The sequence below is a fragment of the Agromyces albus genome (assembly GCF_030815405.1).
Classification (GTDB): Bacteria; Actinomycetota; Actinomycetes; order Actinomycetales; family Microbacteriaceae; genus Agromyces; species Agromyces albus_A.
On record NZ_JAUSWX010000001.1, the window covers coordinates 4136038 to 4158700 of the forward strand.

The 22663-nt window shown below is 68.5% G+C and carries 23 protein-coding genes; 15 read left to right on the forward strand and 8 right to left on the reverse strand.

The genetic code is table 11. The features are described from left to right. Positions 1-8 precede the first annotated feature (8 nt). From QFZ29_RS19675 to QFZ29_RS19725, 11 genes are all read left to right on the forward strand, one after another. A complete protein-coding gene (locus QFZ29_RS19675) occupies positions 9-1400 on the forward strand; it encodes an MFS transporter (protein ID WP_306896320.1) in 1392 nt (463 codons plus the stop codon). Then, positions 1397-3151, forward strand: a complete 1755-nt coding sequence (locus QFZ29_RS19680) for a dihydroxyacetone kinase family protein (RefSeq protein ID WP_306896322.1) — start codon at positions 1397-1399, stop codon at positions 3149-3151. Before QFZ29_RS19675 ends, QFZ29_RS19680 begins: the two co-directional genes overlap by 4 nt. Further along, complete coding sequence (locus QFZ29_RS19685; protein ID WP_306896324.1) at positions 3144-3614, forward strand: ribose-5-phosphate isomerase; 471 nt, start codon at positions 3144-3146, stop codon at positions 3612-3614. Before QFZ29_RS19680 ends, QFZ29_RS19685 begins: the two co-directional genes overlap by 8 nt. Further along, positions 3614-4393, forward strand: coding sequence for a triose-phosphate isomerase family protein (locus tag QFZ29_RS19690; protein WP_306896326.1), 780 nt, complete (start codon positions 3614-3616; stop codon positions 4391-4393). Before QFZ29_RS19685 ends, QFZ29_RS19690 begins: the two co-directional genes overlap by 1 nt. After that, the gene (locus QFZ29_RS19695) at positions 4390-5184 is read left to right on the forward strand and encodes a TIM barrel protein (RefSeq protein WP_306896328.1); all 795 of its coding nucleotides are present in this window, start codon (positions 4390-4392) and stop codon (positions 5182-5184) included. The genes QFZ29_RS19690 and QFZ29_RS19695 overlap by 4 nt, the downstream gene beginning before the upstream one ends. Then, positions 5181-6050, forward strand: coding sequence for a phosphogluconate dehydrogenase C-terminal domain-containing protein (locus QFZ29_RS19700; RefSeq protein WP_306896329.1), 870 nt, complete (start codon positions 5181-5183; stop codon positions 6048-6050). The genes QFZ29_RS19695 and QFZ29_RS19700 overlap by 4 nt, the downstream gene beginning before the upstream one ends. A gap of 49 nt (positions 6051-6099) precedes the next feature. Further along, the gene (locus QFZ29_RS19705; protein WP_306896330.1) at positions 6100-6750 is read left to right on the forward strand and encodes a DUF2291 family protein; all 651 of its coding nucleotides are present in this window, start codon (positions 6100-6102) and stop codon (positions 6748-6750) included. Continuing rightward, entirely contained in the window at positions 6747-8309 is a 1563-nt protein-coding gene (locus QFZ29_RS19710; protein WP_306896332.1) for a sugar ABC transporter ATP-binding protein, read from the forward strand. The genes QFZ29_RS19705 and QFZ29_RS19710 overlap by 4 nt, the downstream gene beginning before the upstream one ends. A 5-nt stretch (positions 8310-8314) precedes the next feature. Then, positions 8315-9436, forward strand: coding sequence for an ABC transporter permease (locus QFZ29_RS19715; RefSeq protein ID WP_306896334.1), 1122 nt, complete (start codon positions 8315-8317; stop codon positions 9434-9436). Between the two features lie 62 nt (positions 9437-9498). Continuing rightward, on the forward strand, positions 9499-10473 hold the full coding sequence (locus QFZ29_RS19720; RefSeq protein ID WP_306896335.1) for a D-ribose ABC transporter substrate-binding protein: 975 nt from the start codon (positions 9499-9501) through the stop codon (positions 10471-10473). A gap of 234 nt (positions 10474-10707) precedes the next feature. Further along, positions 10708-11409 carry a VOC family protein gene (locus QFZ29_RS19725; RefSeq protein WP_306896336.1) on the forward strand — a complete coding sequence of 234 codons (702 nt, stop codon included), beginning with the start codon at positions 10708-10710 and terminating at the stop codon, positions 11407-11409. Between the two features lie 79 nt (positions 11410-11488). Here the strand turns inward: QFZ29_RS19725 and QFZ29_RS19730 are convergent, their stop codons facing one another. From QFZ29_RS19730 to QFZ29_RS19755, 6 genes are all read right to left on the reverse strand, one after another. Then, positions 11489-12412: a phosphotransferase family protein gene (locus tag QFZ29_RS19730; RefSeq protein WP_306896338.1), complete on the reverse strand. Its 924-nt coding sequence runs from the start codon at positions 12410-12412 to the stop codon at positions 11489-11491. 89 nt (positions 12413-12501) lie between these two features. Next, positions 12502-13353 carry a phosphotransferase gene (locus tag QFZ29_RS19735; RefSeq protein ID WP_306896340.1) on the reverse strand — a complete coding sequence of 284 codons (852 nt, stop codon included), beginning with the start codon at positions 13351-13353 and terminating at the stop codon, positions 12502-12504. 9 nt (positions 13354-13362) lie between these two features. Beyond that, entirely contained in the window at positions 13363-13977 is a 615-nt protein-coding gene (locus QFZ29_RS19740) for a hypothetical protein (RefSeq protein ID WP_306896341.1), read from the reverse strand. A 62-nt stretch (positions 13978-14039) separates the two neighbouring features. Continuing rightward, positions 14040-14579: a GNAT family N-acetyltransferase gene (locus QFZ29_RS19745; protein ID WP_306896343.1), complete on the reverse strand. Its 540-nt coding sequence runs from the start codon at positions 14577-14579 to the stop codon at positions 14040-14042. A gap of 90 nt (positions 14580-14669) precedes the next feature. Next, entirely contained in the window at positions 14670-16244 is a 1575-nt protein-coding gene (locus QFZ29_RS19750; protein ID WP_306896345.1) for an MFS transporter, read from the reverse strand. Positions 16245-16249: 5 nt separating this feature from the next. Then, complete coding sequence (locus QFZ29_RS19755) at positions 16250-16672, reverse strand: MarR family winged helix-turn-helix transcriptional regulator (RefSeq protein WP_306896346.1); 423 nt, start codon at positions 16670-16672, stop codon at positions 16250-16252. Between the two features lie 123 nt (positions 16673-16795). On the opposite strand from QFZ29_RS19755, the gene QFZ29_RS19760 reads away from it, so the two are divergent. Genes QFZ29_RS19760 through QFZ29_RS19775 form a run of 4 tightly spaced genes read left to right on the forward strand, consistent with a single transcriptional unit; the run spans position 16796 to position 21166 of the window. After that, positions 16796-18529 carry a circularly permuted type 2 ATP-grasp protein gene (locus QFZ29_RS19760; RefSeq protein ID WP_306896349.1) on the forward strand — a complete coding sequence of 578 codons (1734 nt, stop codon included), beginning with the start codon at positions 16796-16798 and terminating at the stop codon, positions 18527-18529. Next, positions 18523-19452, forward strand: a complete 930-nt coding sequence (locus QFZ29_RS19765) for an alpha-E domain-containing protein (protein ID WP_306896351.1) — start codon at positions 18523-18525, stop codon at positions 19450-19452. The genes QFZ29_RS19760 and QFZ29_RS19765 overlap by 7 nt, the downstream gene beginning before the upstream one ends. After that, positions 19449-20294, forward strand: coding sequence for a transglutaminase family protein (locus QFZ29_RS19770; protein WP_306896353.1), 846 nt, complete (start codon positions 19449-19451; stop codon positions 20292-20294). Before QFZ29_RS19765 ends, QFZ29_RS19770 begins: the two co-directional genes overlap by 4 nt. Positions 20295-20317: 23 nt before the next feature. Further along, complete coding sequence (locus QFZ29_RS19775; RefSeq protein ID WP_306896355.1) at positions 20318-21166, forward strand: alpha/beta fold hydrolase; 849 nt, start codon at positions 20318-20320, stop codon at positions 21164-21166. A gap of 201 nt (positions 21167-21367) precedes the next feature. Here QFZ29_RS19775 and QFZ29_RS19780 read toward each other — a convergent pair whose 3' ends face one another. Beyond that, a complete protein-coding gene (locus QFZ29_RS19780) occupies positions 21368-22075 on the reverse strand; it encodes an SDR family NAD(P)-dependent oxidoreductase (RefSeq protein WP_306896357.1) in 708 nt (235 codons plus the stop codon). 85 nt (positions 22076-22160) lie between these two features. Next, the gene (locus QFZ29_RS19785; protein WP_306896359.1) at positions 22161-22307 is read right to left on the reverse strand and encodes a hypothetical protein; all 147 of its coding nucleotides are present in this window, start codon (positions 22305-22307) and stop codon (positions 22161-22163) included. Between the last annotated feature and the right edge of the window lie 356 nt (positions 22308-22663).

Here is a 22663-nt window from a genome sequence, read left to right on the forward strand (position 1 = left end):
CAGCTGTGATGAGCGACGTCGAGCGATCCGCGATCCGAAAGGTGGCCGTGCGCCTCGTGCCCTTCGTGGCGCTGATGTTCTTCATCAACTACCTCGACCGCACCGCGATCGGGTTCGCCGCCCCCAACGGCATGAACGAGGATCTCGCGCTCTCGGCGGCGCAGTTCGGCTTCGCCTCGGGGGTCTTCTTCATCGGCTACATCCTGCTCGAGGTGCCCTCGAACCTCGCGCTGCACCGCTTCGGGGCCCGCAAGTGGCTCGCGCGCATCATGGTGAGCTGGGGCATCGTCGCCGCCCTGTTCACGTGGGTTGGCAACTTCGAGCAGCTCGCCGTGCTGAGGTTCCTGCTCGGCGTCGCCGAGGCGGGCTTCTTCCCCGGCGCCATCCTCTTCCTGAGCCTCTGGGTGCCGGCCGCGCACCGCGGCAAGATCCTCGCGCTCTTCTACCTCGCGCAACCCCTCACGACCGTGATCGGCGCACCGCTCGCGGGCGTGCTCATTCAGCAGCACGGCGTGTTCCTCGGTCTCGAGGGCTGGCGCTTCATGTTCCTGGGCGTCGCGATCCCCGCGATCGTCATCGGCGTCATCGCGTGGTTCACCCTCAAGGACCGCCCGGCCGACGCGAAGTGGCTGACCCCGGCCGAGCAGACCTGGCTCACCGGCGCGCTCGCCTCCGAGAAGGCCGCGACCGAGAAGTCGCAGCACCACGTCTCCATGAAGCACGCCTTCAAGAGCGGCCGGGTGTGGATGCTCTCGCTCATCTACTTCGGATTCATCTACGGCCTCTACGCACTCGCGTTCTTCCTCCCGACGATCATCGAGGGCTTCCAGGCACAGGCCGGCGTCGAGTTCGACGTGCTCCAGAAGGGGCTCATCACCGCGATCCCGTACGTTCCCGCAGCGATCGCCCTCTGGCTGTGGTCGCGAGACGCCGCCCGCCGAGGCCTGCGCACGTGGCACATTGCCGCGCCTGCGATCGCCGGCGCCGTGAGCATCCCGCTCGCACTTTTCGCCGGGTCGCCGGCCGCCACCATCGCGGTCATCTCGATCACGGCCATGGCGATCTTCGCCGCGCTCCCGAACTTCTGGACCCTGCCGACGCAGTTCCTCACGGGGGCCGCCGCCGCTGCCGGAGTCGCGCTCATCAACACCGTCGGCAACCTCGCGGGATTCAGCGCCCCCTACATCACGGGCGTCGTGCACGACTGGACCGGCGGCTACGAGGTGCCGATGGTTCTCGTCGGCGGATTCATGCTCGTGTCGGCCCTGCTCATGGTCGGGCTCGCCCGCAGCGGCCGGGTGAGGGTGGCACGCGGTCATGGGCCGGATGCCGCGGCATCCGTCATCGCATCGGATGCCGCATCGGCCGCCGACGACGAGGTCTCGGAGGCGCGCCGATGACGCGCCTGCACAACCGGCCCGAGGACTTCGCCGACGAGATGATCGAGGGCTTCGTGGCCGCGAACCGCCGCTACGTGCGCCACGTGCCCGGGGGAGTCGTGCGCTCGACGCGATCGCCCGAGGGCCAGGTCGCGGTCGTGATCGGCGGCGGCTCCGGGCACTACCCGGCCTTCGGCGGACTGGTCGGCCAGGGCCTTGCGCACGGTGCCGCGATGGGCAACCTCTTCGCGTCGCCGGCGACGGGCCAGGTGCGCTCGGTCGCGACCGCCGCCCAGAACGGCGGCGGCGTGCTGCTCACCTACGGCAACTACGCCGGCGACGTGCTGAACTTCGACGCCGCGCAGGAGGAGCTGCGGGCCGCGGGCATTCCGTGCGAGACGGTGACCGTGACCGACGACATCTCGAGCGCGCCCGCCGTCGAGAAGCACCGCCGACGCGGCATCGCCGGCGACCTCACGGTGTTCAAGGCCGCTGCCGCGGCAGCTGAGGCCGGATACGACCTCCCCGAGGTCGTGCGGGTGGCTCGCCACGCGAACGAGCGCACCCGCTCGTTCGGCGTCGCATTCACGGGCTGCACCCTCCCGGGCGCGGATGCCCCGCTCTTCACCGTGCCCGAGGGGCGTATGGCCGTCGGCCTCGGCATCCACGGCGAGCCCGGCATCGACGAGACCGACGTGCCGACGGCCGACGGGCTCGCCGAACTGCTCGTCGGGAGCCTTCTCGCCGAGCTCCCCGACGGCGTCGCCGAAGCGCGGGGCGCGCGCGTCGTGCCGATCCTCAACGGGCTCGGCGCCCTCAAGTACGAGGAGATGTTCGTCGTCTATCGCCGCATCGCCGGGCTCCTCGAGGAGGCGGGCATCGAGATCGTCGACCCGCACGTGGGCGAGTACTGCACGAGCTTCGACATGGCCGGCACCTCCCTCACGCTCTTCTGGCTCGACGACGAGCTCGAACGGCTCTGGAACGCCCCGGCCGACACCCCCGCCTATCGCAAGGGTTCCGTCGTGGCTGCAGAGCTCGACGAGATCGCCGAGGCGACGGATGCCGCGGCCGACGCGATCCCTGAAGGATCTGCCGAGTCGCGCAGGGCGGCCGCGACCGCCGTCGAGGCGATCGCCGCGATCGCCGCCGTCGTCGATGCGAACGTCGACGAGCTCGGACACCTCGACGCGATCGCGGGCGACGGCGACCACGGCATCGGCATGCAACGCGGCGCACACGCAGCACTCGCGGCGGCGCGCGACACCGCCGATGCGGGCGCCGGCGCCGGCACGGTGTTCGCACGGGCGGCCGACGCCTGGTCGTACCGGGCCGGCGGCACGTCGGGCGCACTGTGGGGCGTCGTGCTCCGCTCGGTCGGCGAGGCGCTCGGAGACGAGCACGCGCCGACGCGCGACGCGGTGGCGGCGGGCGTGCGCTCGGCGGCCAATGGCGTCGTCGCGTACGGGAAGGCGCAGCTCGGCGACAAGACGATGGTCGACGCGCTGCTCCCGTTCGCCGAGTCGCTCGAGCGCGAGATCGCCGGGGGTGCGCGACTCGCGGGGGCGTGGTCGACCGCCGACAGCACGGCGGCCACCGCGGCTGCTGCGACCGCCGACCTCCTGCCGCGCATGGGCCGCGCTCGCCCGCACGCCGAGAAGAGCCTCGGCACGCCGGATCCCGGCGCCCACTCGTTCGCCCTCATCGTGCACGCAGTGGGGGAAGTGCTCGTCGGATCGACCGACGAGGGGAAGGAACACGAGCATGCCTGAACAGCTTCGCATCGTCGTCGGCAGTGACGACGCCGGGTTCGACTACAAGGAGATCCTGAAGCGCGATCTCGAGCAGCACGGCGGCGTGGCATCCGTCGTCGATGTCGGCGTCGACGCCGAGGGGCACACGTCGTATCCGCGAGTCGCCGTCGCCGCCGCCGAGCTCGTCGCCGCCGGTGAGGCCGACCGGGCGCTGCTCATCTGCGGCACGGGCCTCGGTGTCGCCATTGCGGCGAACAAGGTGCCGGGCATCCGCGCCGCGACCGCGCACGACAGCTTCTCGGTCGAGCGCAGCGTGCTCTCGAACGACGCCCAGGTGCTCACGATGGGCCAGCGCGTGGTGGGCATCGAGCTCGCGCGCCGGCTCGTGCGCGAGTGGGTCGACTACCGCTTCGACCCGGCCTCGGCCTCCGCCGAGAAGGTCGCGGCGATCGGCCAGTACGAGACGACCGGATCCTGCTGATGCCCGCGAGCGTGTCGGTCGGGGTGAGCCTGAAGATGTACTTCGGGCACGCCGACGCGCGCCGCTGGCTCGAGCGGGTCGCGGAGCTCGCGGCGAGGCATCCGGGGGTCGTCGACGGCCGAGTCGAGTGCTTCGTGATCCCCACCTACGTGCAGGTGCTGCCGGCGATCGAGGCATTCCGTGGCACACGAGTCGTCATCGGCGCGCAGGATGTCGCGACGGAAGACGCCGGCGCGTACACGGGCGAGGTGTCCGCCGCCGAGCTCGCCGAGGTCGGTGTGCGGCTTGCGGAGGTCGGGCACGCGGAACGGCGGCGGCTCTTCGGCGAGAGCGAGGAGGTCGTGGCCGCGAAGACGGCCGCGGCCCTGCGCAACGGGCTCACCCCCGTGCTCTGCCTCGGCGAGTCCGAGCGGCTCGAGGCGACGGATGCCGCGGCCGAGGTCGTGCGGCAACTGCATGCGGCGCTCAACAGCGCCCCCGCCGGGCGCGTCATCGTGGCGTACGAGCCCGTGTGGGCGATCGGGGCACCTGAGCCCGCCCCCGCCGACCACATCGCCATCGTGGCGAGCGCACTCCGCGACGCCGTTGATGCGCTCGACGACCGCGACGACAGCACGGTGATCTATGGCGGCTCGGCGGGGCCGGGACTGCTGACCCGGCTGGGCGAGGCCGTCGACGGGCTCTTCCTCGGGCGCTTCGCGCACGACCCCGCCGCGCTCGCCGACGTGCTCGACGAAGCGGCGGCACTCGCCGACCGACGAGCTGGGGTCGTCGCGTGATCGGCCTCGGCAGCTACGCCTTCTTCTGGCAGCAGTCGGACCGCGTACCCGAGCCGCTCGACCTCATCGGGGCACTCGAACGCACCCGCGAGCTCGACGTCGACCTGTTCCAGATCTGCGACTATGCACCGCTGCTGATGATGTCGTCGGCCGAGCTGCACGAGGCGGCGCTCGCGGCACGCCGGCTCGGCATCCGGATCGAGCTCGGCACCAAGGGTGTCTCGCCCGGTCACCTCATGACGTTCCTCCGCCTTGCAGAGCGATTCGACGCCGGTCTCGTGCGGAGCATGATCTACGCGCCGGGCTTCCGACCAAGCCTCGACGATGCCGAGAAGATGCTGCGCCAGGTCATGCCCGCCTACGAGGTCGAAGGCGTCACGCTCGCCCTCGAGACCTACGAGCACGTGTCGACCGCCGACCTCGTCGGGCTCGTCGAGCGCGTCGGCAGCCATCGGATCGGCATCTGCCTCGACCCGGCCAACGTCGTCGCGGGCCTCGAGCTGCCGCGCGACGCCGTCGAGCGGTGCGCGCCGCTCACCCGCAACGTGCACGCCAAGGACTTCGCCTTCTCCCGGCAGGAGGGTTGGGTCGGATTCACCTACAGCGGCGCGCCCATGGGGGAGGGGCTCCACGACTACGCGCACCTATTCGCCGCGGTGGATCCCGAGGCCCGCGGCGTGAACGAGATCGTCGAACACTGGCTGCCCTGGCAGGGCGACCCCGAGACCACCGTCCAGGCGGAGATCGCCTGGACCACCACCGCACTCGACTACCTGAGGAGCATCCGATGAGCACCACCACCACCACGCAGACGCACACGATCGCCGTCATCGGCGCCGGCGGCAAGATGGGCATGCGCGTCTCCGACAACCTCGTGAAGACCGATCACACCGTCTACTACAGCGAGAACTCCCCCGCCGGTCAGGAGCGCGTCCGCGCGGCCGGCCGCGAGCTGACCGACTCGCCCGAAGCCGTTCGCGATGCCGACATCGTCGTGCTCGCGGTGCCCGATCTCGCGCTCGGTCCCGTCACGGCCGATCTCGTGCCGCAGCTGAAGCCCGGCGCGATCGTGCTCACGCTCGACCCGGCGGCCGCGTACGCAGGCCTGCTCACCACGCGCGACGACGTCATCCAGGCGGTGGCGCACCCCTGCCATCCGTCGATCTTCCTCCAGCGCACCACCCCCGAGGAGTACGCCGACACGTTCGGCGGCATCGCGGCGCCGCAAGACGCGATCGCGGCGATCGAGTCGGATGACCCGGCCAAGCAGGCGATCGTCGAGGCCACCGTGCGGGCGATCTACGCTCCGGTCATCGACGTGCACTGGGTCACGGTGAAGCAGCTCGCCCAGCTCGAGCCCACCCTCGTCGAGACGATCGCGTGCATGGTGGGCGCACTCCTGAAGGAGGCACTCGACGAAGCCGTGAACACCATGGGCGTGCCTGAGGCCGCGGCTCGCTCGATCCTGCTCGGGCACACGCAGGTCGCGCTCGCGAACGGCTTGCGCGGCGACAACCCGTTCAGCGACGCGTGCCTCATCGCGATGGACTACGGGCGCGAGGCGATCATCAAGGACGACTGGAAGCGCGTCTTCCGCGACGACGAGCTCGACAAGAACCTCGCCCGCATGCTCCACCTCGACAAGATCGAACGCTGATCCCGGCGGACCGCGAACCCACCCCGCACGACCTGCAAAGGAGCAGCCCATGACCCGTCCGACCCGCAGACGCCCACCGATCAGGCCGTGGATGGTGTGGACCATCGCCGTGCTCGTGCTCGGTTCCGCCGCGGTGGCCAGCACCAGGTTCGTCACGACGGATGACGCGCAGGCGGCCACGAGCGGGAAGGCGTTCGACCCCGCCGGGTATGCCGCCGAACGGTACGAGTCGGAGATCGCGCCGCAGATCGAGGCCGACGCGATCGACCTCGCCGGCCTGCTGGAAGAGCTGGCGGCCGGGGCCGACGAAGCGGAGTTCGGGCACACGCCGGGAGCGGGCAGCTCGTACAGCTTCCCGGTGGAGTTCACGGCCGTCGCGGGAGCCCCGAACGGATCGATCCTGCCCGTCACGGTCGAAGGAATCCCGGGCGGTGTCACCGTGCAGGTGCAGATCGGCCCGGCGATCAACGGAACGGCGATCCGCGACGTCACCGGCACGGTCTCCTTCAACGAGTTCAAGAACCAGCTCGAGTTCCAGGAGGTCGCGACCGAGCTGAACAACAGCGTGCGCGAGACGGCGCTGAGCGATCTCGACCCCGTCTCGCTCGAGGGGAAGACGCTGCACGTCGTCGGCGCGTTCACGAGGGTCAATCCCGCACTCGTGTCCATCGTCCCCGTGGTGTTCGAGGTGCAGCCGTGAGCGACGCGGCGATCGAACGGGACGCCGTGGTGATGCGCGCACGGCAGATCACGAAGACCTACGGCGCCACGAGGGCACTCAAGGGCGTGGACTTCGAGATCCGGAGCGGTGCGGTCACGGCGCTCTTCGGCGAGAACGGTGCGGGCAAGTCGACGCTCATGAAGATCCTCTCCGGGGTCGAGACGCCGACGAGCGGCATCCTCGAGCTCGACGGCCGTGAGATCCAGCTGGCCAGCACCGTCGACGCGGCGGAGCACGGCATCGCGATCATCCACCAGGAACTCAGCCTGTGTCCGAACCTGAGCATCAGGGACAACATCTACATGGGCCGGGAGCTCGTTCGCGGGGGCATCGTCGTGGACGAACGCACCGAGAACGTGCGAACACGCGAACTGATGGCACGGCTGGAGGAGCAGCTCGACCCGCGCACCCTCGTCGCGGACCTCCGCCTCGGGCAGCAGCAGGTCGTGGAGATCGCACGCGCGCTCGCCGGCGATGCGCGGGTGCTGATCATGGACGAACCGACGTCGGCGCTCTCGGGCAACGAGGTCGAAGTGCTGTTCCGGCTCATCCGCGAGCTGACCGACTCGGGAGTGGCCATCGTCTACATCTCCCATCACCTCGAGGAGGCGCTCGAGATCGCCGACCACGCGGTTGTGTTCCGTGACGGCGAGCTCGTGGCGACGGGGGAACGCGACGCGATCGACATCGCGTGGGTGATCTCCAACATGGTCGGACGGTCAGCCGACGACCTCAGCCCCGACCTGCGCGACGAGTTCGGCGAGATCGCACTGTCGTTGCGGAACGTGACGGTCGCCGACCCATCCAATCCCACTCGTCTCGCCGTCGATGACCTCAGCCTCGACGTCCGGGCCGGCGAGATCGTCTGCCTCTACGGACTCATGGGCGCCGGCCGCACGGAACTGCTCGAAGCACTCGCCGGCCGGGCGCCGATCCAGCGCGGCACGGTCACCGTCGGCGGGAAGGAGCTGCGCGGCGAGTCGATCGCCGACCGCATCCGGATGGGGCTCGCACTCGTTCCGGAGGACCGGCAGCGCGACGGACTCGTGCAGACCATGTCGGTGGGGGAGAACAGTTCCCTCGCGAGCCTGATCGCGTACGTGCGGGGCTTCTGGATCGGCGATCGCTGCGAGCGGGAGGCCGTCGAGAAGGGCATCGCCGACGTTCGCGTCAAGACATCCGGTCCCTCAGCGTCGATCACCTCGCTGTCAGGCGGGAACCAGCAGAAGGTCGTCATCGGAAAGGTGCTCATGACCGAACCCGACGTCATCCTGCTCGACGAACCGTCGAGGGGGATCGATGTGGGAGCGAAGGGCGAGATCTTCGCCCTCATGGCCCGTGAGGCCCGGCGCGGCCTCGCTGTGCTCTTCGCCACGTCGGAGGTGAGCGAGGCGCTCGGCGTCTCGAACCGCGTCGTGGTGATGTCGAAGGGCCGCATCGTCCGCCAGTTCGACCCGAAGAACGCCACACGCGAAGACCTGATGATCGCCTCCGGAGAGGCGACCGAGGAAGAACTGACGGGGAGCGCACACCGATGAACGCCATGACCACCCAGCACGTCGAACCCACGACCACGAAGCCGACGCCCGACCCGAAGCGGCCGTCCCGCAACGTCGACATCTGGTCGCTGCTCATGGAGGGACGCGCCTTCATCGCGCTGATCCTCCTCGTGATCGTCTTCGCGTCGCTGTCGGACTCGTTCCTGACCATGAACAACCTGATCACGATGACCAAGCACGTCGCCTACAACGCGATCCTCGCGATCGGCATGCTGTTCGTCATCCTCAAGGGCGGCATCGACCTGTCGGTCGGCTCCACTGTCGGCCTGTCCGGCGTCGTCGCCGGCACCCTGCTGCAGGGGTGGCAGCTGGAGCTGTTCGACATCGTCGCCTTTCCGCAGGTCTGGGTCGTCGTGGTCGCCTCGCTGGCCGTCGGAACCCTCGTCGGGGCGGTCAACGGGGTGCTCGTCACGAGGTTCAACGTCGCACCGTTCATCGCCACACTGGGCATGCTGTACGTGGCCCGCGGCGCGGCCCTGCTGATCTCGAACGGCACCACCTACCCGCGGCTCGCGGGCAGCGAGGAGCTGGGCAACCAGGGATTCCTCCTGATCGGCGGCGGCCGCATTCTCGGCATCCCGACCGCCATCTGGATCATGGTCGTCTTCGCCCTGATCGCCGTCTTCGTGCTGCGCAAGACCCCCTTCGGCCGCTGGGTCTACGCCACCGGCGGGAACGAGCGCGCAGCCGAGCTCTCCGGCGTGCCGGTGAAGAAGGTGAAGATGCGCGTGTACATCATCAGCGGCTTCTGCGCGGCCACGACCGGACTGATCATCTCGTCCGAACTCACGAGCGCGGCTCCGCAACTCGGCGAGACGTTTGAGCTGAACGCGATCGCCGCCGTCGTCATCGGCGGTGCAGCGCTCACCGGGGGCCGGGGCAACGTGCGAGGCGTGCTGATCGGCGCCTTCGTGATCGGCTTCCTCAGCGACGGTCTCGTGCTCCTGGGCGTGTCGACGTTCTGGCAGATCACGATCAAGGGCGCGGTGATCATCCTCGCCGTGATGCTCGATCAAGCCCAGCAGCGCATCAAGCGCTCCAAGAACGCCGCCCTCGCCGCGGCCGACCGACAGTCTTCGCGTCAGGCGCCGCAGGCGGACAACTGACCGAGAGGGCGCCGGCCGTCGGCCGGTGCCCGTTAGTGAAACACCCGATCGAAAGGCAAGACATGCGACGCAGGATCATCGCGGCTGCTGCGGCCACACTCACGGCACTGGCGCTGGCGGGCTGTTCGTCTCCCAGCGGAGCGGATGGCGGTACTGGCGGAGACGGTGAGGCGGGCGGGCTCATCGCGATCATCACGCCATCTCACGACAACCCGTTCTTCAAGGCGGAGGCGGATGCGGCCCAGGCCGAGGCCGAGAAGCTGGGATACGAGACATCCGTCGCATCTCACGACGACGACCCGAACAAGCAGAGCGAACTCATCGACGCGGCCATCAGCAACGGCGCAAAGGCGATCATCCTCGACAATGCCGGCGCCGACGCCTCGATCGGTCCGGTGCAGAAGGCCGAGGATGCCGGCATCCCCGTCTTCCTGATCGATCGTGAGATCAACGAGACCGGCATCGCGAAGGCGCAGATCGTCGCCAACAACGCGCAGGGTGCGGCAGCGGTCGCCGAGGAGTTCGTCGCGGCACTTCCGAATGGCGGCAAGTACCTCGAGCTCACCGGCAAGGAGTCCGACACGAATGCGGGCGTTCGTTCCGAGGCGTTCGCGAGCGTCATCTCCCAGTACCCGAACCTGACCCAGGTCGCGAAGGAGACCGCCAACTGGAGCCAGGATGAGGCGTTCAGCAAGATCGAGACGCTGCTGCAGCGTGATCCCGATGTCCAGGGCATCATCGCGGGCAACGACACGATGGCGCTCGGCGCCGTCGCTGCGGTCGAGGCCGCGGGACTCACCGGCAAGGTCGTCATCGCCGGCTTCGACGGGAGCCCTGATGCAGTGGCGGCCATCGCCGACGGCAAGCTCCTCGCCACCGGATTGCAGCCGGCCGTGCTGATCTCGCAGCTCGCCGTGCAGCAGGCCGACCGGTTCATCACGACCGGCGAGACCGGCGAAGACGAGAAGCAGTCCATCGACTGCATCGTGATCAACGCCGACAACGCGGGTTCCTACACGCTGTTCGCGATCGAGTAGAGCTGGCAACTGGAGGGGCGCTCGCCGGCGGACGGCGGGCGCCTTCTCTATTCGCGGGTCTCGGTCTTCGATGGCTGAGAGAGACGCGCTGCCAGCATTTCGGCCGCGTCGCGCGAAGGTGGGAGATGCGATGAAGCGAATCGGGACGGCGGCCGTGGCAGTTCTGGCGGTTCTGCTTTCGGGATGTTCCGCGCCGGCGACCGACCTCTGGAGAGGTCGTACTAACTTCGTAGAGTGACCATCGAATTACAGTCGGTGACGTTCCGCTCTCAGAATCCGCAGCGCGACGCAGAGTTCTGGGGAGCCGTGTTGAACCGACCCCTTGAAGGCGACGGCGCCGGGATCTTGCTCGCCGGGGAGTCAGGACAGGTGGGTATCCGGTTTACCGCCGGCGCTCCTCATGGTGAGGAGAAGAATCGCCTTCACCTTCATCTCGCTGACGGACCCCGTGATCAGAGTGACACCATCGCGGTGTGCCTGAAGCTCGGGGCGCGGCTTCTCGGCAGCGGTCACGTACCGGAGAACAGTTACGCGGTCATGGCCGATGTGGTCGGAGATGAGTTCTGTGTGATCGAAGACAGGAACTCCTACTTGGCCGGATGTGGTCCGTTGGGGGAGGTCACGTGCGATGGCACGCGAACTGTTGGACTGTTTTGGAGCCTGGTACTCGGATGGCCTCTTGTGTGGGACGAGGGCGAAGAAACCTCCATCCAGTCTCCTGCCGGTGGAACAAAGATCGCCTGGAACGGTGAAACCGTAAATCCAAAGACTGCTCGAGATCGTCGATACTTGGTGCTCTCCGTCGCGAGACATCAGCTCGATGATGAAGTAAGCCGACTGCTGGCCCTCGGGGCCTCTCGTCAGGCCATCAGCCAGACGGGTGAGACCGTCCTCAGCGATCCCGACGGCAACAAGTTCGTACTTCGCGCGATCTAGGACCGCATCCAGGCGCCCGATCGAGAGCAGGCTTGCCGCGGTCGGCGTCTGCTGCGGGGCGCACCGGCGCAGGTCACTGTCACACGAGCAGCGCCTCGAGCTCCGGAAGTCGGCCGAACAGGTCGGGGAGGCCGCGCACCCCCTTGCGCACGGACTCGTGCGACAGCGCGAGGTCAGGGCCGGTGCTCGCCTCGACACCGGCGAGGCACCGGAGGATGTTCCACCTCGTGTGCCCCAGCCAGCCGCCGATCATGAACACAAACCAGCTTGGACCTGACGGCGGCAGCGCTCCGCCCCCCGCGACATAGCCGTCGAGAACCGAGCGGAAAATAGCGGGCTTGATGTCGTCGAAGCCAGGTCCCTTCGCGAGGCTCAGCGCGGTCGAGCCGAGCTCACTGGACAGGTCGAGCATCCCCGAGAGCTCCCAGTCGAGCACCACCGGCCGACCCTCTCGAGCGAGCAGGTTCCACGGTTGGATGTCCCTGTGGGTCAGCACGACGGGGCCCGGCCGTTCGCAGGTGTCGACGAAGTGGGCAATCGCGAGGAACGTCTCGACGTGAGAGGCGAGCTCGTCGGCCCACGGCTGTCCGGTCGCCGCCGCCCGCGCGGCGAGCTCGGACCAGTCCCGTGACGTCGGGTCCTCGATCGGCACATGGGTCCACGCGACGTCGAGCGCATGGATGCGCGCGAGGATCTCACCGATCTCAAACGCGTACGCCGCCGACACCGGCGCTTCGGGCACCTTCTCGCCTTCGACCCATCGGTGAACGAGCGTGTAGTCGCTGGCCGAGATCGGCTCCGGCATCGGAATGCCGGCAGCGAAGGCCGCCCGCTCAAACCTGAACACATCCTCGACGCGATAGGTCCAGCGGCGGTCGACGAGGTTCAACTCCTTCACCGCGAACGACCCCTGGTCGGTGTCGAGCCGGTACATCCGGTTGGCGAACCCGCCGTGGACGCGAATCATCGGCCCGATCGGCGCGCCGAGATGCCAAAGGTCCACCCGCGCATTCTAGGAGCTGGCAGTTCATCCCTTTGTGACTGTCGGCTCTTGATGACGCACTCGAGTGCAACGAACAAACGCGGCACGAATCAGAAGCGGGAGATTGCTTCGTCGAGCATCCGATGCCCCTGCGCTTCGAACGCGACATCGCCGACGAGGAACGCCCATGCGGCGGTGCTGATGGCTTCGCGTAGGAGCTCGATCGGCCAGACCTCTTCGCCACGTGGATCGGCGCCGTAGCCGTTGAGGAAGACAACTTCGAGGGCGGGGATCTCCCTCCACTGCTGGTTGGCAAGCCGGCAGAGGTCTGTTTCGCGTGGCCGGAAGTCGAATCTCCCGAAGTCGATCACCCTCACTCGGTCATCGTCGATCAGCCAGTTCCGCGGGTGCCAGTCGCCGTGAGTGGGAACGACTACGACAGGTGCCGGGCGGTACGCGCCAAGGATGCGCCGCGCCTCTGCGTCGACCCGCGGGGAGATCCGGTGTGGTCGATCGAGCCAGGAAAGCGCCTTGGCCGTGGCACGGCGCTCATAGTCGGTGTCGACTCGTTCCTGCTGATCGTGGAGCGAGCGAAGCAGGAGGCCGGCCTGTGCATGGACATCCGACGCCCACTCGAAGGGCGTCTCCTCGACGAGCACTCCGGGCTGGTACTCGGTGATCAGCAGATTGGTCGCGCGATCGCTCGTCACGAGCCGGGCGGCGCGCCCACTTCTCGCAAGTGGGGCGGTGTAGGACTCGTAAGCTGTGATCTCCCGCGGGATGTGGTGATTGTCTGGGCCCGCCGCCTTCACAACGAAGTCCTGGTCTCCCGTCCGTACATGCAGCACGTGAGTGTCCACCAAGCCCCACGACATGTCTTCCACCAGCGCGGGTACGCCGAGGTGACGCTCGACAAAGGCCGCTTGCATCTTGTCGAGGAGCCCCTGATCCCATTCGGCCACGCATTCAGACTACGAGCCGGAAAGGCGAATTCCCGAGGCTTTCAACTCGAGGGCCGCGAGTTGCCTGATGACGTCCGTGTCGCCGCGGCGCCAGGCGCCGGCGACGTCCGCGTTCACGCGTGCGAGGTCCTGCGGCGACCGGGTGGCGAGTGCCCGGAACGCAAGCAGGTCCAGGGATGTCGGGGAGTCGGTGAGGCGCTTCGCCGCGGCGCGGCGAGCGATGCCGGTGATTCGAGGACGGATCCAACCGAACAGCAAGATCAACACGACCAGACCGACAACCGTCCATGCGGTGAAAGCCGCGAGACTTTGCACGGTCCGCTGCCAATCGTCGCCGGCGGCAGCGAGCGTCCCACCCGCGTCGCTGGCGGCGTCGAACGGTGCCCTTATGCTCCCGCCGATCAGCGGTATCGCAGCCAGGCTGTCGCCGATGTCGCTCATCGTCGACGCGAGGCCGGTTCCTGACTGCTCCACATCCCGACCGATCGCATCGAACGCGGCGATCGCGTTGTGAATCGACACGGCCACAACAATTCCGCCGAGAAGCACCACGAGTGCGAAGACGTCACCCACGATCTGCATCGTTCGTCGCCCGGGAAAATCTGAATACAGCGTCACAGTCATCCCCTTACCCGCGCGAACAAGAACGGTCCCACCATATGCACCTCGCTGGATCGCGAAGGCGACTACAAGTCCTTCATGTAGAACAGCGAGTTCCCGTGGGTGTCGTCAGGTTCAACTCGAGTGGTTTCGACAAATCCGAGTTTGGCCATAACACGACGAGAAGCCGTGTTCCAATCACGGACTGTCGCCCACAGGCGTCGGTAGCCTGACTCCTCCGCCCAGCTGAGCACTGCCCACGAGGCCTCAGTTGCATATCCCTGACGCCAGACCTTACGGAGAAACTCATAGGCCAGTTCTGGCTCGCCTTCCTGTCCGTGGGCGTTTGGAATCAGGCCGCAGTAGCCGATGACCTCGCCGGAACCCCTTCGCTCTGCCGCCAAAAGCCCCAGGGAGGCATCCGGGTCTCCGCGACGGATCCAGCCCTCGATGTCCTCCAGCGTCGGGTGACCATCGGCGGTTATCCGACGATGCGGAGGGACGCGAGGATCGCGCTCGGTCCACAGCTCACGCTGGAGGGCGGCATCGGACACACGCCAACGCCGGAGCAGCAGCCGATCCGTCTCCAGGACGACCTCGCCTTCGGATACTCGCGCGTGGCTCATAGCGATGAGTATGCAGGACAAGCACACGATTGCCCTGGTGCGTGCATTGCTCGCTCGTCGGAAGTTCCGGGTGCGGCGCCGCGGCGGCGATCAGACCGGAGGGCGCGGCCGGGCGTCGGTGCGGTGCCGGTCGGCGCGCTTCGGCCGCGGCTTGGGGCCGGTGGCCGCCTGGCGCGCCCCGTCGTGATCGCGGTGCTGCGCCTCGTCGTGGTCGCGGCGCGGCACGGCGTCGGCGCGGTCGCGAGGCTGCGGCCGCGGCAGGGGGATCGGCGAGGTGAGCGCCACTTGCTCCGAGAAGTCGGCCGGCACGAGCCGGTCATTCGGCACGGGCGGCACGAGCTCGCCCTCGCCCGGCTTGGCACGGTCGTGCACGAGCCGCACGGGCCGGGTGGCGACGACGGCGATCGCGGCGGTCGGGGCATCCGCGAATCGCACTGCGGGTCGCCAAGCGGATCGCGGATGCCGCACCACGCGCATGCCCCGTGCGAACAAGAGCCAGCCGAGCCCGATGAGAGCCGCGACGACGGCGGCGACCGCGGCGACGCCGAGCGCCCAGCGCGGACCCCACGCGTCGGCGACGGCGCCCACGATGGGTGCTCCGAGCGGCGTGCCGCCCGAGAGGATCGCCATGTAGAGGGCCATCACCCGGCCGCGGAGCTCGGGCTCGGTCGTCGTCTGCACATAGCCGTTCGCCGTGGTGAGGATGGTCACCGCGCCGAAGCCGATGAGCATCGTGGAGGCCGCGAAGGTCCAGAACGTGGGCATGAGGGCGGCGATGAGGACGGCGGCGCCGAAGAATCCCGACGCGAGGATGATCACGCGCATCCTGGCTCGGTCGCGACGAGCGGCGAGGAGCGCCCCGGTGAGCGAGCCGATCGCGAGGATCGACGACAGCAGGCCGTATTCGCCCGCTCCGCGGCCGAACTCGACCGCCATCGTCGAGGAGAAGATCGGGAAGTTCATGCCGAATGCGCCGATGAGGAACACCATGACGAACACGATCACGAGGTCGGGGCGACGGGCGACGTAGCGGAAGCCCGCAACGAACTGGCCGCGCGCGCGAGGGGCTCGCGGCATCCGTGTCAATTGCCTGCCGCGCAGCATCGCGAGTGCGACCAGCACGGCGAGGAACGTGGCTCCGTTGATGATGAACACCCAGCCCGAGCCGACGAGCACGATGAGGAAGCCGGCCGAGGCGGGGCCGATCATCCGCGCAGCGTTGAACGAGGCGGAGTTCAGCGCCACGGCGTTCGACATGTGCGAACTCGACACGAGGTCGGCGACGAAGGTCTGGCGAGCGGGCGTGTCGACGGCGTTGACGATGCCGAGGAGCAGCGCGAACACGTAGAGGTGCCAGAGCTCGGCCTCGCCGAACACGAGCAGGAGGCCGAGCGCGACGCCGAGCGTCATGAGCGCGGTCTGCGTGACCATGAGGATCTTGCGCCGGTCGAAGCGATCGGCGATGAGCCCGGTGACGGGAACGAGCAGCAGTTGCGGGGCGAACTGCAGTGCCATCGTGATGCCGACGGCGAAGGCGTCGTTGTCGGTGAGCTCGGTGAGTACCACCCAGTTCTGGGCGGTGGCCTGCATCCAGGCTCCGACGTTCGAGACGAGGGCGCCGATGAACCAGATTCGGTAGTTGCGGTGGACGAGGGAGCGGAACATTGCACTCACTGGGTGGCGAGTCCTCCCATCAGTTCAGCGGCCCGGGCGAGGGTCGCGCGGTCTTCTTTCGAGAGCTCGCGAAGGCGCGTGGTGAGCCAGGCGTCGCGCTTCGAGAGCGTGGCCTTCACGACGTCGCGGCCGGCGTCGCTCAGGGTGATGTTGGTCTTGCGGCGGTCGACGTCGTCGAGGGTGCGCGCGAGATAGCCGGCCTCTTCGAGGTGGTTGACCGTGCGGTTCATCGACGGCGCCGACACCCGCTCGCGCTCGGCGAGCTGGGTGAGAGTCTGGCTGCCGTGCCGGTAGAGCTCGCCGAGCACCGCGAACTGCGCGTCGGAGAGGGCCTGGTCGGCCTTCTGCGCACGGATGCGGCGGGCCAGCCGGAAGGTCGCGAGACGGAGTTCGGTGCTCTGCTCCGCGATCGTTGCCATAGATTACTTAGCATAGCTCATTAGCCTTGCTAAGTAAAGTCTGCGGATGCCTGCGCCGCCCACGCCGCACGCGCGACGCACCCCGGTAACATCGCGGTAACCACAGACTGGGAGCCTCGTGCCATGGGAACGCTCTTCGACGGCTACACCCCGGCTCGCTCGGGCCGCAAGCGCAAGCGGCGAGCGCAACCGTGGGACGAGATGTTCCCGACCGACGGGGTGAGTGTGCGCGAGCCCTACCGCGAGCTGTATCCGGCCCTCGCCCGCATGACGCAAGAGGAGCTCCGCGGGCGCACCGACGCGCTCGCGAGCTCGTATCTCGCCCAGGGCGTCACCTTCGACTTCGCGGGTGAGGAGCGGCCCTTCCCGCTCGATGCCGTGCCGCGCGTCATCGCGGCACCCGAGTGGACCATCGTCGAAGCGGGCGTCGCCCAGCGGGTGCGCGCCCTCGAGCGGTTCCTCGCCGACGTCTACGGGCCCCAGGCGGCCGTGCGCGACGGCGTCATCCCGGCCGCGCTCATCAGCTCCTCGACGCACTACCACCGGCAGGCCGCCGGGATCTCGAGTGCGAACGGCGTGCGCATCCACGTCGCCGGCATCGACGTCATCCGCGACGAGCGCGGCGACTGGCGAGTGCTCGAAGACAACGTGCGGGTGCCGAGCGGCGTGAGCTACGTCATCTCGAATCGACGGGTGATGGCGCAGACCCTGCCCGAGCTCTTCGTCTCGATGCGCGTGCGGCCGGTGGGCGACTACCCGAACAAGCTGCTGCAGGCGCTGCGCGCGAGCGCGCCCGAGGGCGTGGAAGACCCGACCGTGGTGGTGTTGACGCCGGGCGTGCACAACTCCGCGTACTACGAGCACACCCTGCTCGCCCGCCTCATGGGCGTCGAGCTCGTCGAGGGCCGCGACCTCTTCTGCTCGGGCGGCCGGGTGTGGATGCGCACGACCGCCGGCCCCACGCGCGTCGACGTCATCTACCGCCGCGTCGACGACGAGTTCCTCGACCCGCAGCAGTTCCGGCCCGACTCGGTGCTCGGCGCGCCCGGCATGCTGCTCGCGGCCCGTCTCGGGCACGTCACGATCGCGAACGCCGTGGGCAACGGCGTCGCCGACGACAAGCTCGTCTACACCTACGTGCCCGACCTCATCCGCTACTACCTCGGCGAGGAGCCGATCCTGCCCAACGTCGACACGTGGCGGCTCGAGGAGCCCGAGGCGCTCGCCGAGGTGCTCGACCGGCTCGACGAAGTCGTCGTGAAGCCCGTCGACGGCTCGGGGGGCAAGGGCCTCGTCATCGGTCCGGATGCCTCGAAGGCCGAGCTCGCCCAGCTGCGAACGCAGCTCCTCCGCGACCCGCGCGGCTGGATCGCACAACCCGTCGTGCAGCTCTCGACGATCCCCACGCTCGTCGAAGACGGCATGCGGCCTCGTCACGCCGACCTCCGGCCCTTCGCCGTGAACGACGGCACCGACGTGTGGGTGCTGCCCGGCGGCCTCACTCGAGTGGCCCTGCCCGAGGGGCAGCTCGTCGTGAACTCGAGCCAGGGCGGCGGCTCGAAGGACACGTGGGTGCTCGACGGCGACTCCGCGAACGGGGCTGGTGCCGGGGCCGCGGGCACGATGCGCGCCGGACGCTCCACTGCGGGCATGGGCGCGCTCGTCGCCGACCAGGCCACGAAGGCGGTCGAGACGAGCGCGATCGCCGTCGTGGCGGCCGCCGATGCGGGGTCCACCGGGGGCTCCACGCATGGGCTGCATCCACCCGAGGCCTCACCGCAAGACGAGGAGGCGCCCGTGCGCCAGCAGCAGCAACAACAGCAGCAGGCCCGCGGGGCGGAGGCGTTCCCATGCTGAGCCGCATCGCCGAGTCCCTCTTCTGGATCGGCCGGTACATCGAACGCAGCGACGGCACCGCGCGCATCCTCGACGTGCACCTGCAGCTCCTGCTCGAAGACCCGTGGATCGACGAGGACACCGCCTGCCGGTCGCTCCTGTCCGTGATGGGCAGCGAGGCGAACGAAGACGTGCCGCTCGGCCGCGACGACGTCATCGCCCTCCTCGCCGTCGACCGCACGCACCCGGCGTCGATTGCGCACTCCATCGCCGCCGCCCGCGAGAACGCGAGGCGCGCCCGCGAGATCGTCTCGACCGAGCTGTGGGAGGCGCTGAACCAGACGAATGCACGGATGCCGCGACGCGTCGCCGGCGACAAGACGCACGAGTTCTTCCGCTGGGTCCGAGACCGTTCCGCGCTCGCGATCGGCGTCGTCGACTCCGCGACGAGTCGCGACGAGGCGTGGCAGTTCTTCTCGCTCGGACGCGCCCTCGAGCGCGCCGACATGACCGCCCGCCTCCTCGCGACGCGCTCGCTCACCGAGGCGAGCGGCCCGAGCTGGACCACGATCCTGCGCAGCTGCGGCGGCTATGAGGCCTACCTCCGCAGCTATCGCGGGGTGCCGTCGACCCAGTCGGCCGCCGAGTTCCTGCTGCTCGACCGACTCTTCCCGCGGTCGATCATCTCGAGCGTCATCCGTGCCGAGGAATCGCTGCGCGAGATCGACCCGCGTGCCGGCCGTGTCGGCGTCACCGACCAGGGGCAGCGACTGCTCGGCCAGATCCGCTCCGAGCTCGAGTACCGTCCGATCGCCGAGATCCTCACCGACCTGACGGCGCACATGGAGCATATCCAATCGGTCACCTCGTCGGCGAGCGAGGCGATCCGGCAGCGCTACTTCCCGACGAGCGTCGCGCCGGTCTGGATCGGGGAGGTTTCATGAGCCGCATCAGCATCGTGCACCGCACGGGCTTCAGCTACGAGCAGCCCGCGACGGCGTCGTACAACGAGGCGCGCATGCTGCCGCACTCGGGCGGCGAGCAGTTCGTGCTGCAGGCCGGACTCGACATCCGGCCGGGCGCGACCCAGCACTCCTACCTCGACTACTGGGGCACGAGGGTCTCCACGTTCGAGGTGTTGACCCCGCACCGCGAGCTCGCCGTCACGGCGACGAGCCTCGTCGAGGTGCGCCCAGCCCCGCACCGTCGCGGCGAGCTCTCGTGGGAGGAGCTGGCAGAGGCCGCCAAGTCGACGCTCACCCTCGTCGAGGCATCCACTCCCTCGCCCGTCACGGCGCCGCCGCCCGACGTCGCCGCGCTCGCCGCGGAGATCGCGGCCGAGGGCGCACCGGTAGGCGAGACCGCACTCGAGGTGTGCCGCGCCGTCGGCGGAGCCATGGAGTACATGTTCGGGGTCACGGGCGTGCACTCGACCGCGAGTGAGGCGTGGGGCGAACGCAAGGGAGTCTGCCAAGACATCGCGCACCTCGCGATCGGTGCCCTGCGCTCGATCGGCATCCCGGCGCGCTACGTCTCGGGATACCTGCATCCCGACGCGGGCGCCGCGATCGGCGACACGGTCGTCGGCGAATCGCACGCGTGGGTCGAGTGGTTCGCGGGGGAATGGCACGGCTACGATCCGACGAACCTCGTCGAGGTCGGCGACCTCCACGTGCTCGTCGGTCGGGGCCGCGACTACAGCGATGTGCCGCCGTTGCGCGGCGTCTACGCGGGAGCGAGCACCTCCGAACTCTTCGTCACGGTCGAGATCACCCGCGTCGCCTGACCGCGCGATGCCACAATGGCCGCATGCCGATCTTCACCGACGCGTACGGCGTGCACATCCACTACCGGTCGTGGCGGGTGCCCGAGGCGACCGCGGTCGTGCAGCTCGCGCACGGCATCGGTGAGCACATCGGCCGATACTCCGAGCTCATCGAGGCGCTGAACGAAGCGGGGTACTCGGTGTGGGCCGACGATCACCGCGGCCACGGGCAGACCGGCTTCGAGCAGCACGGCGGCGACCTCACCCGCATGGGGCGGCTCGGCCCGGGCGGCGTGCGCGCCGCGATCGATGCCATGCAGCAGTTCACCGGAATCATCCGCGAGACCGAGGGACCCGACGTGCCGCTCGTGCTTCTCGGGCACTCGTGGGGATCGTTCATGGCGCAGCATGTGCTCAATCGCATGCCGAACGCGTTCGACGGGGTCGTGCTGTCGGGCACCGCGCGGCTCATCCCGGGGTACGGGAACCTCGGCAACCTCAACAAGGGCTTCGAGCGACCCGGCGGCACCTCCGTCGAATGGCTGAGCAGCGATCCGGGCGTCGCGAAGGCGTTCCAGGCCGATCCGTACACGACGGATCGCACGATCCAGCAGCTCCTCGGCTGGGTCGACGTGTTCCGGCTCACGACCTGGCCGTCGCGGCGCATCCCCTCCGAGCTCCCGTTGCTCATCATGGTCGGCTCGGACGACCCGGTCTCCTCCGAGCGGAACACCGTGCGCCTCCTCCGCGACTACGTGCGCCGGTGCGGCCTCGTCGACGCGCAGCTCATCGTCTACGAGGGCGACCGGCACGAGATCTTCAATGAGCCGAATCGCGCCGAGGTACGGGCCGACCTGATCCGGTGGCTCGACGAGCGATTCGCGACCGACTGAACGGTCGTCCGCGAACCCTTGACACGCCTGAGTCGCGTGGAGCAAGGCTCTGGACGAACCCCGACAGCACGACTATCGCGGCCGCGGGCGCCCTCGAGGGGCAGCACGCGCGGACGCGTCGAGGTCGCGGTGCCGTCGTTCGGCTGACCGAGGCGCGAGGACGTCGGATGCCGCGGGCCGGCGCCGCGAATGGGGTTCCGATTACCACCGCACGGCGCCCTGCGCGGAGAGGAATGCGCCTGTAGGTCCGTCAGAGCCGATTTGTGCCATGCGCACGATAATCGAGGCGCCCTCCTCGACACTCTGCGTACCCGTGCGGCCATTGAGGTCCGTGTTCGTGTAGCCCGGATCGACGGCATTGATTCGCATATCTGGGAACGCCTTCGCATACTGAATTGTGATCGCATTCAGTGTGGTCTTTGAGGCCGGGTAGGCGACCCCCGGATAGAAGTAGGTGGGCTGGTCGGGTTCGCTGAGGTCGCTCAGCGAGCCGAGGCCGCTGCTGACGTTCACGATCACTGGCTCGCGAGAGCGCTGCAGCAGCGGCAGAAACGCGTGCAGCATCCGGACGACCCCGAACACATTCGTCTCGAAGATTCGCTCCATGCTTGCCGCGGTCTCGTCGCCCGCACCGGGTACGCCGTTCTCGGCGGTGCGTTCCTCGAGGCCTGCGTTGTTGATGAGTACGTCGAGCCCACCCTTCGCCGCGATGGTGGCGGCCGCGGCGTCGACTGACGAGTCATCGGTCACATCCAGCAGAACAAGACGCGCGCCGAGCGCGTCGGCTGCGATGCGACCGCGTTCAGCATGACGCGCGCCGATGTAGACGGTGTGGCCGGCTTCGAGCAATCGGCGGGCGGTCTCGAAGCCCAAGCCCTTGTTCGCCCCTGTGATGAGCACTGTCTTCATGTCTGCGATCGTCGCTTAACCGCCGACGACCTGGCGCCGGGCATTTGACTCGATTTGTCGGACAGAGTGCGCGCTTGGGATCGCCTCAGCTGATGATCAGGTGAGCAATCAAGTTCTCCTGCAGGCTGACGCGCATGGTGCCGGTGCCGCTGAACCGTCGGCTGGTCGCGGAGAGGGTGACGTCATAACTCTCGCCACCGACGGCAGTGATCGACACGAGGTCGAAGTGCATGCCGACGCCGATGTTGTCCGTTTCGTTCCAGCGCGCGATGTTCTCTCGGCCGCTGAACGTCCTTCCGCCATCGATGACGGTGGCGTCGGAGGTGAACGCGTGCAGGAACGCTGCATCGTCGGCGCGGTTGGTTGCCGCGATGAGGTTCTCGATGGTTTGGGGGATCTCGCTCTTGATGTGCGTCTCCTGACGAGGGGATTATCAGACGATGACGGTTGCGAGTCGTCAAGTATTGGCATCCTCAGACCATCAAAGGACGGCGGGTCTCCGCCTCAGGTGAACGACTCGATTCGCGGCTCGCGAGTGATCCGAGTCATATGTCCGGTGCACACCACCGAGCGGTGGTGATGGTCTGG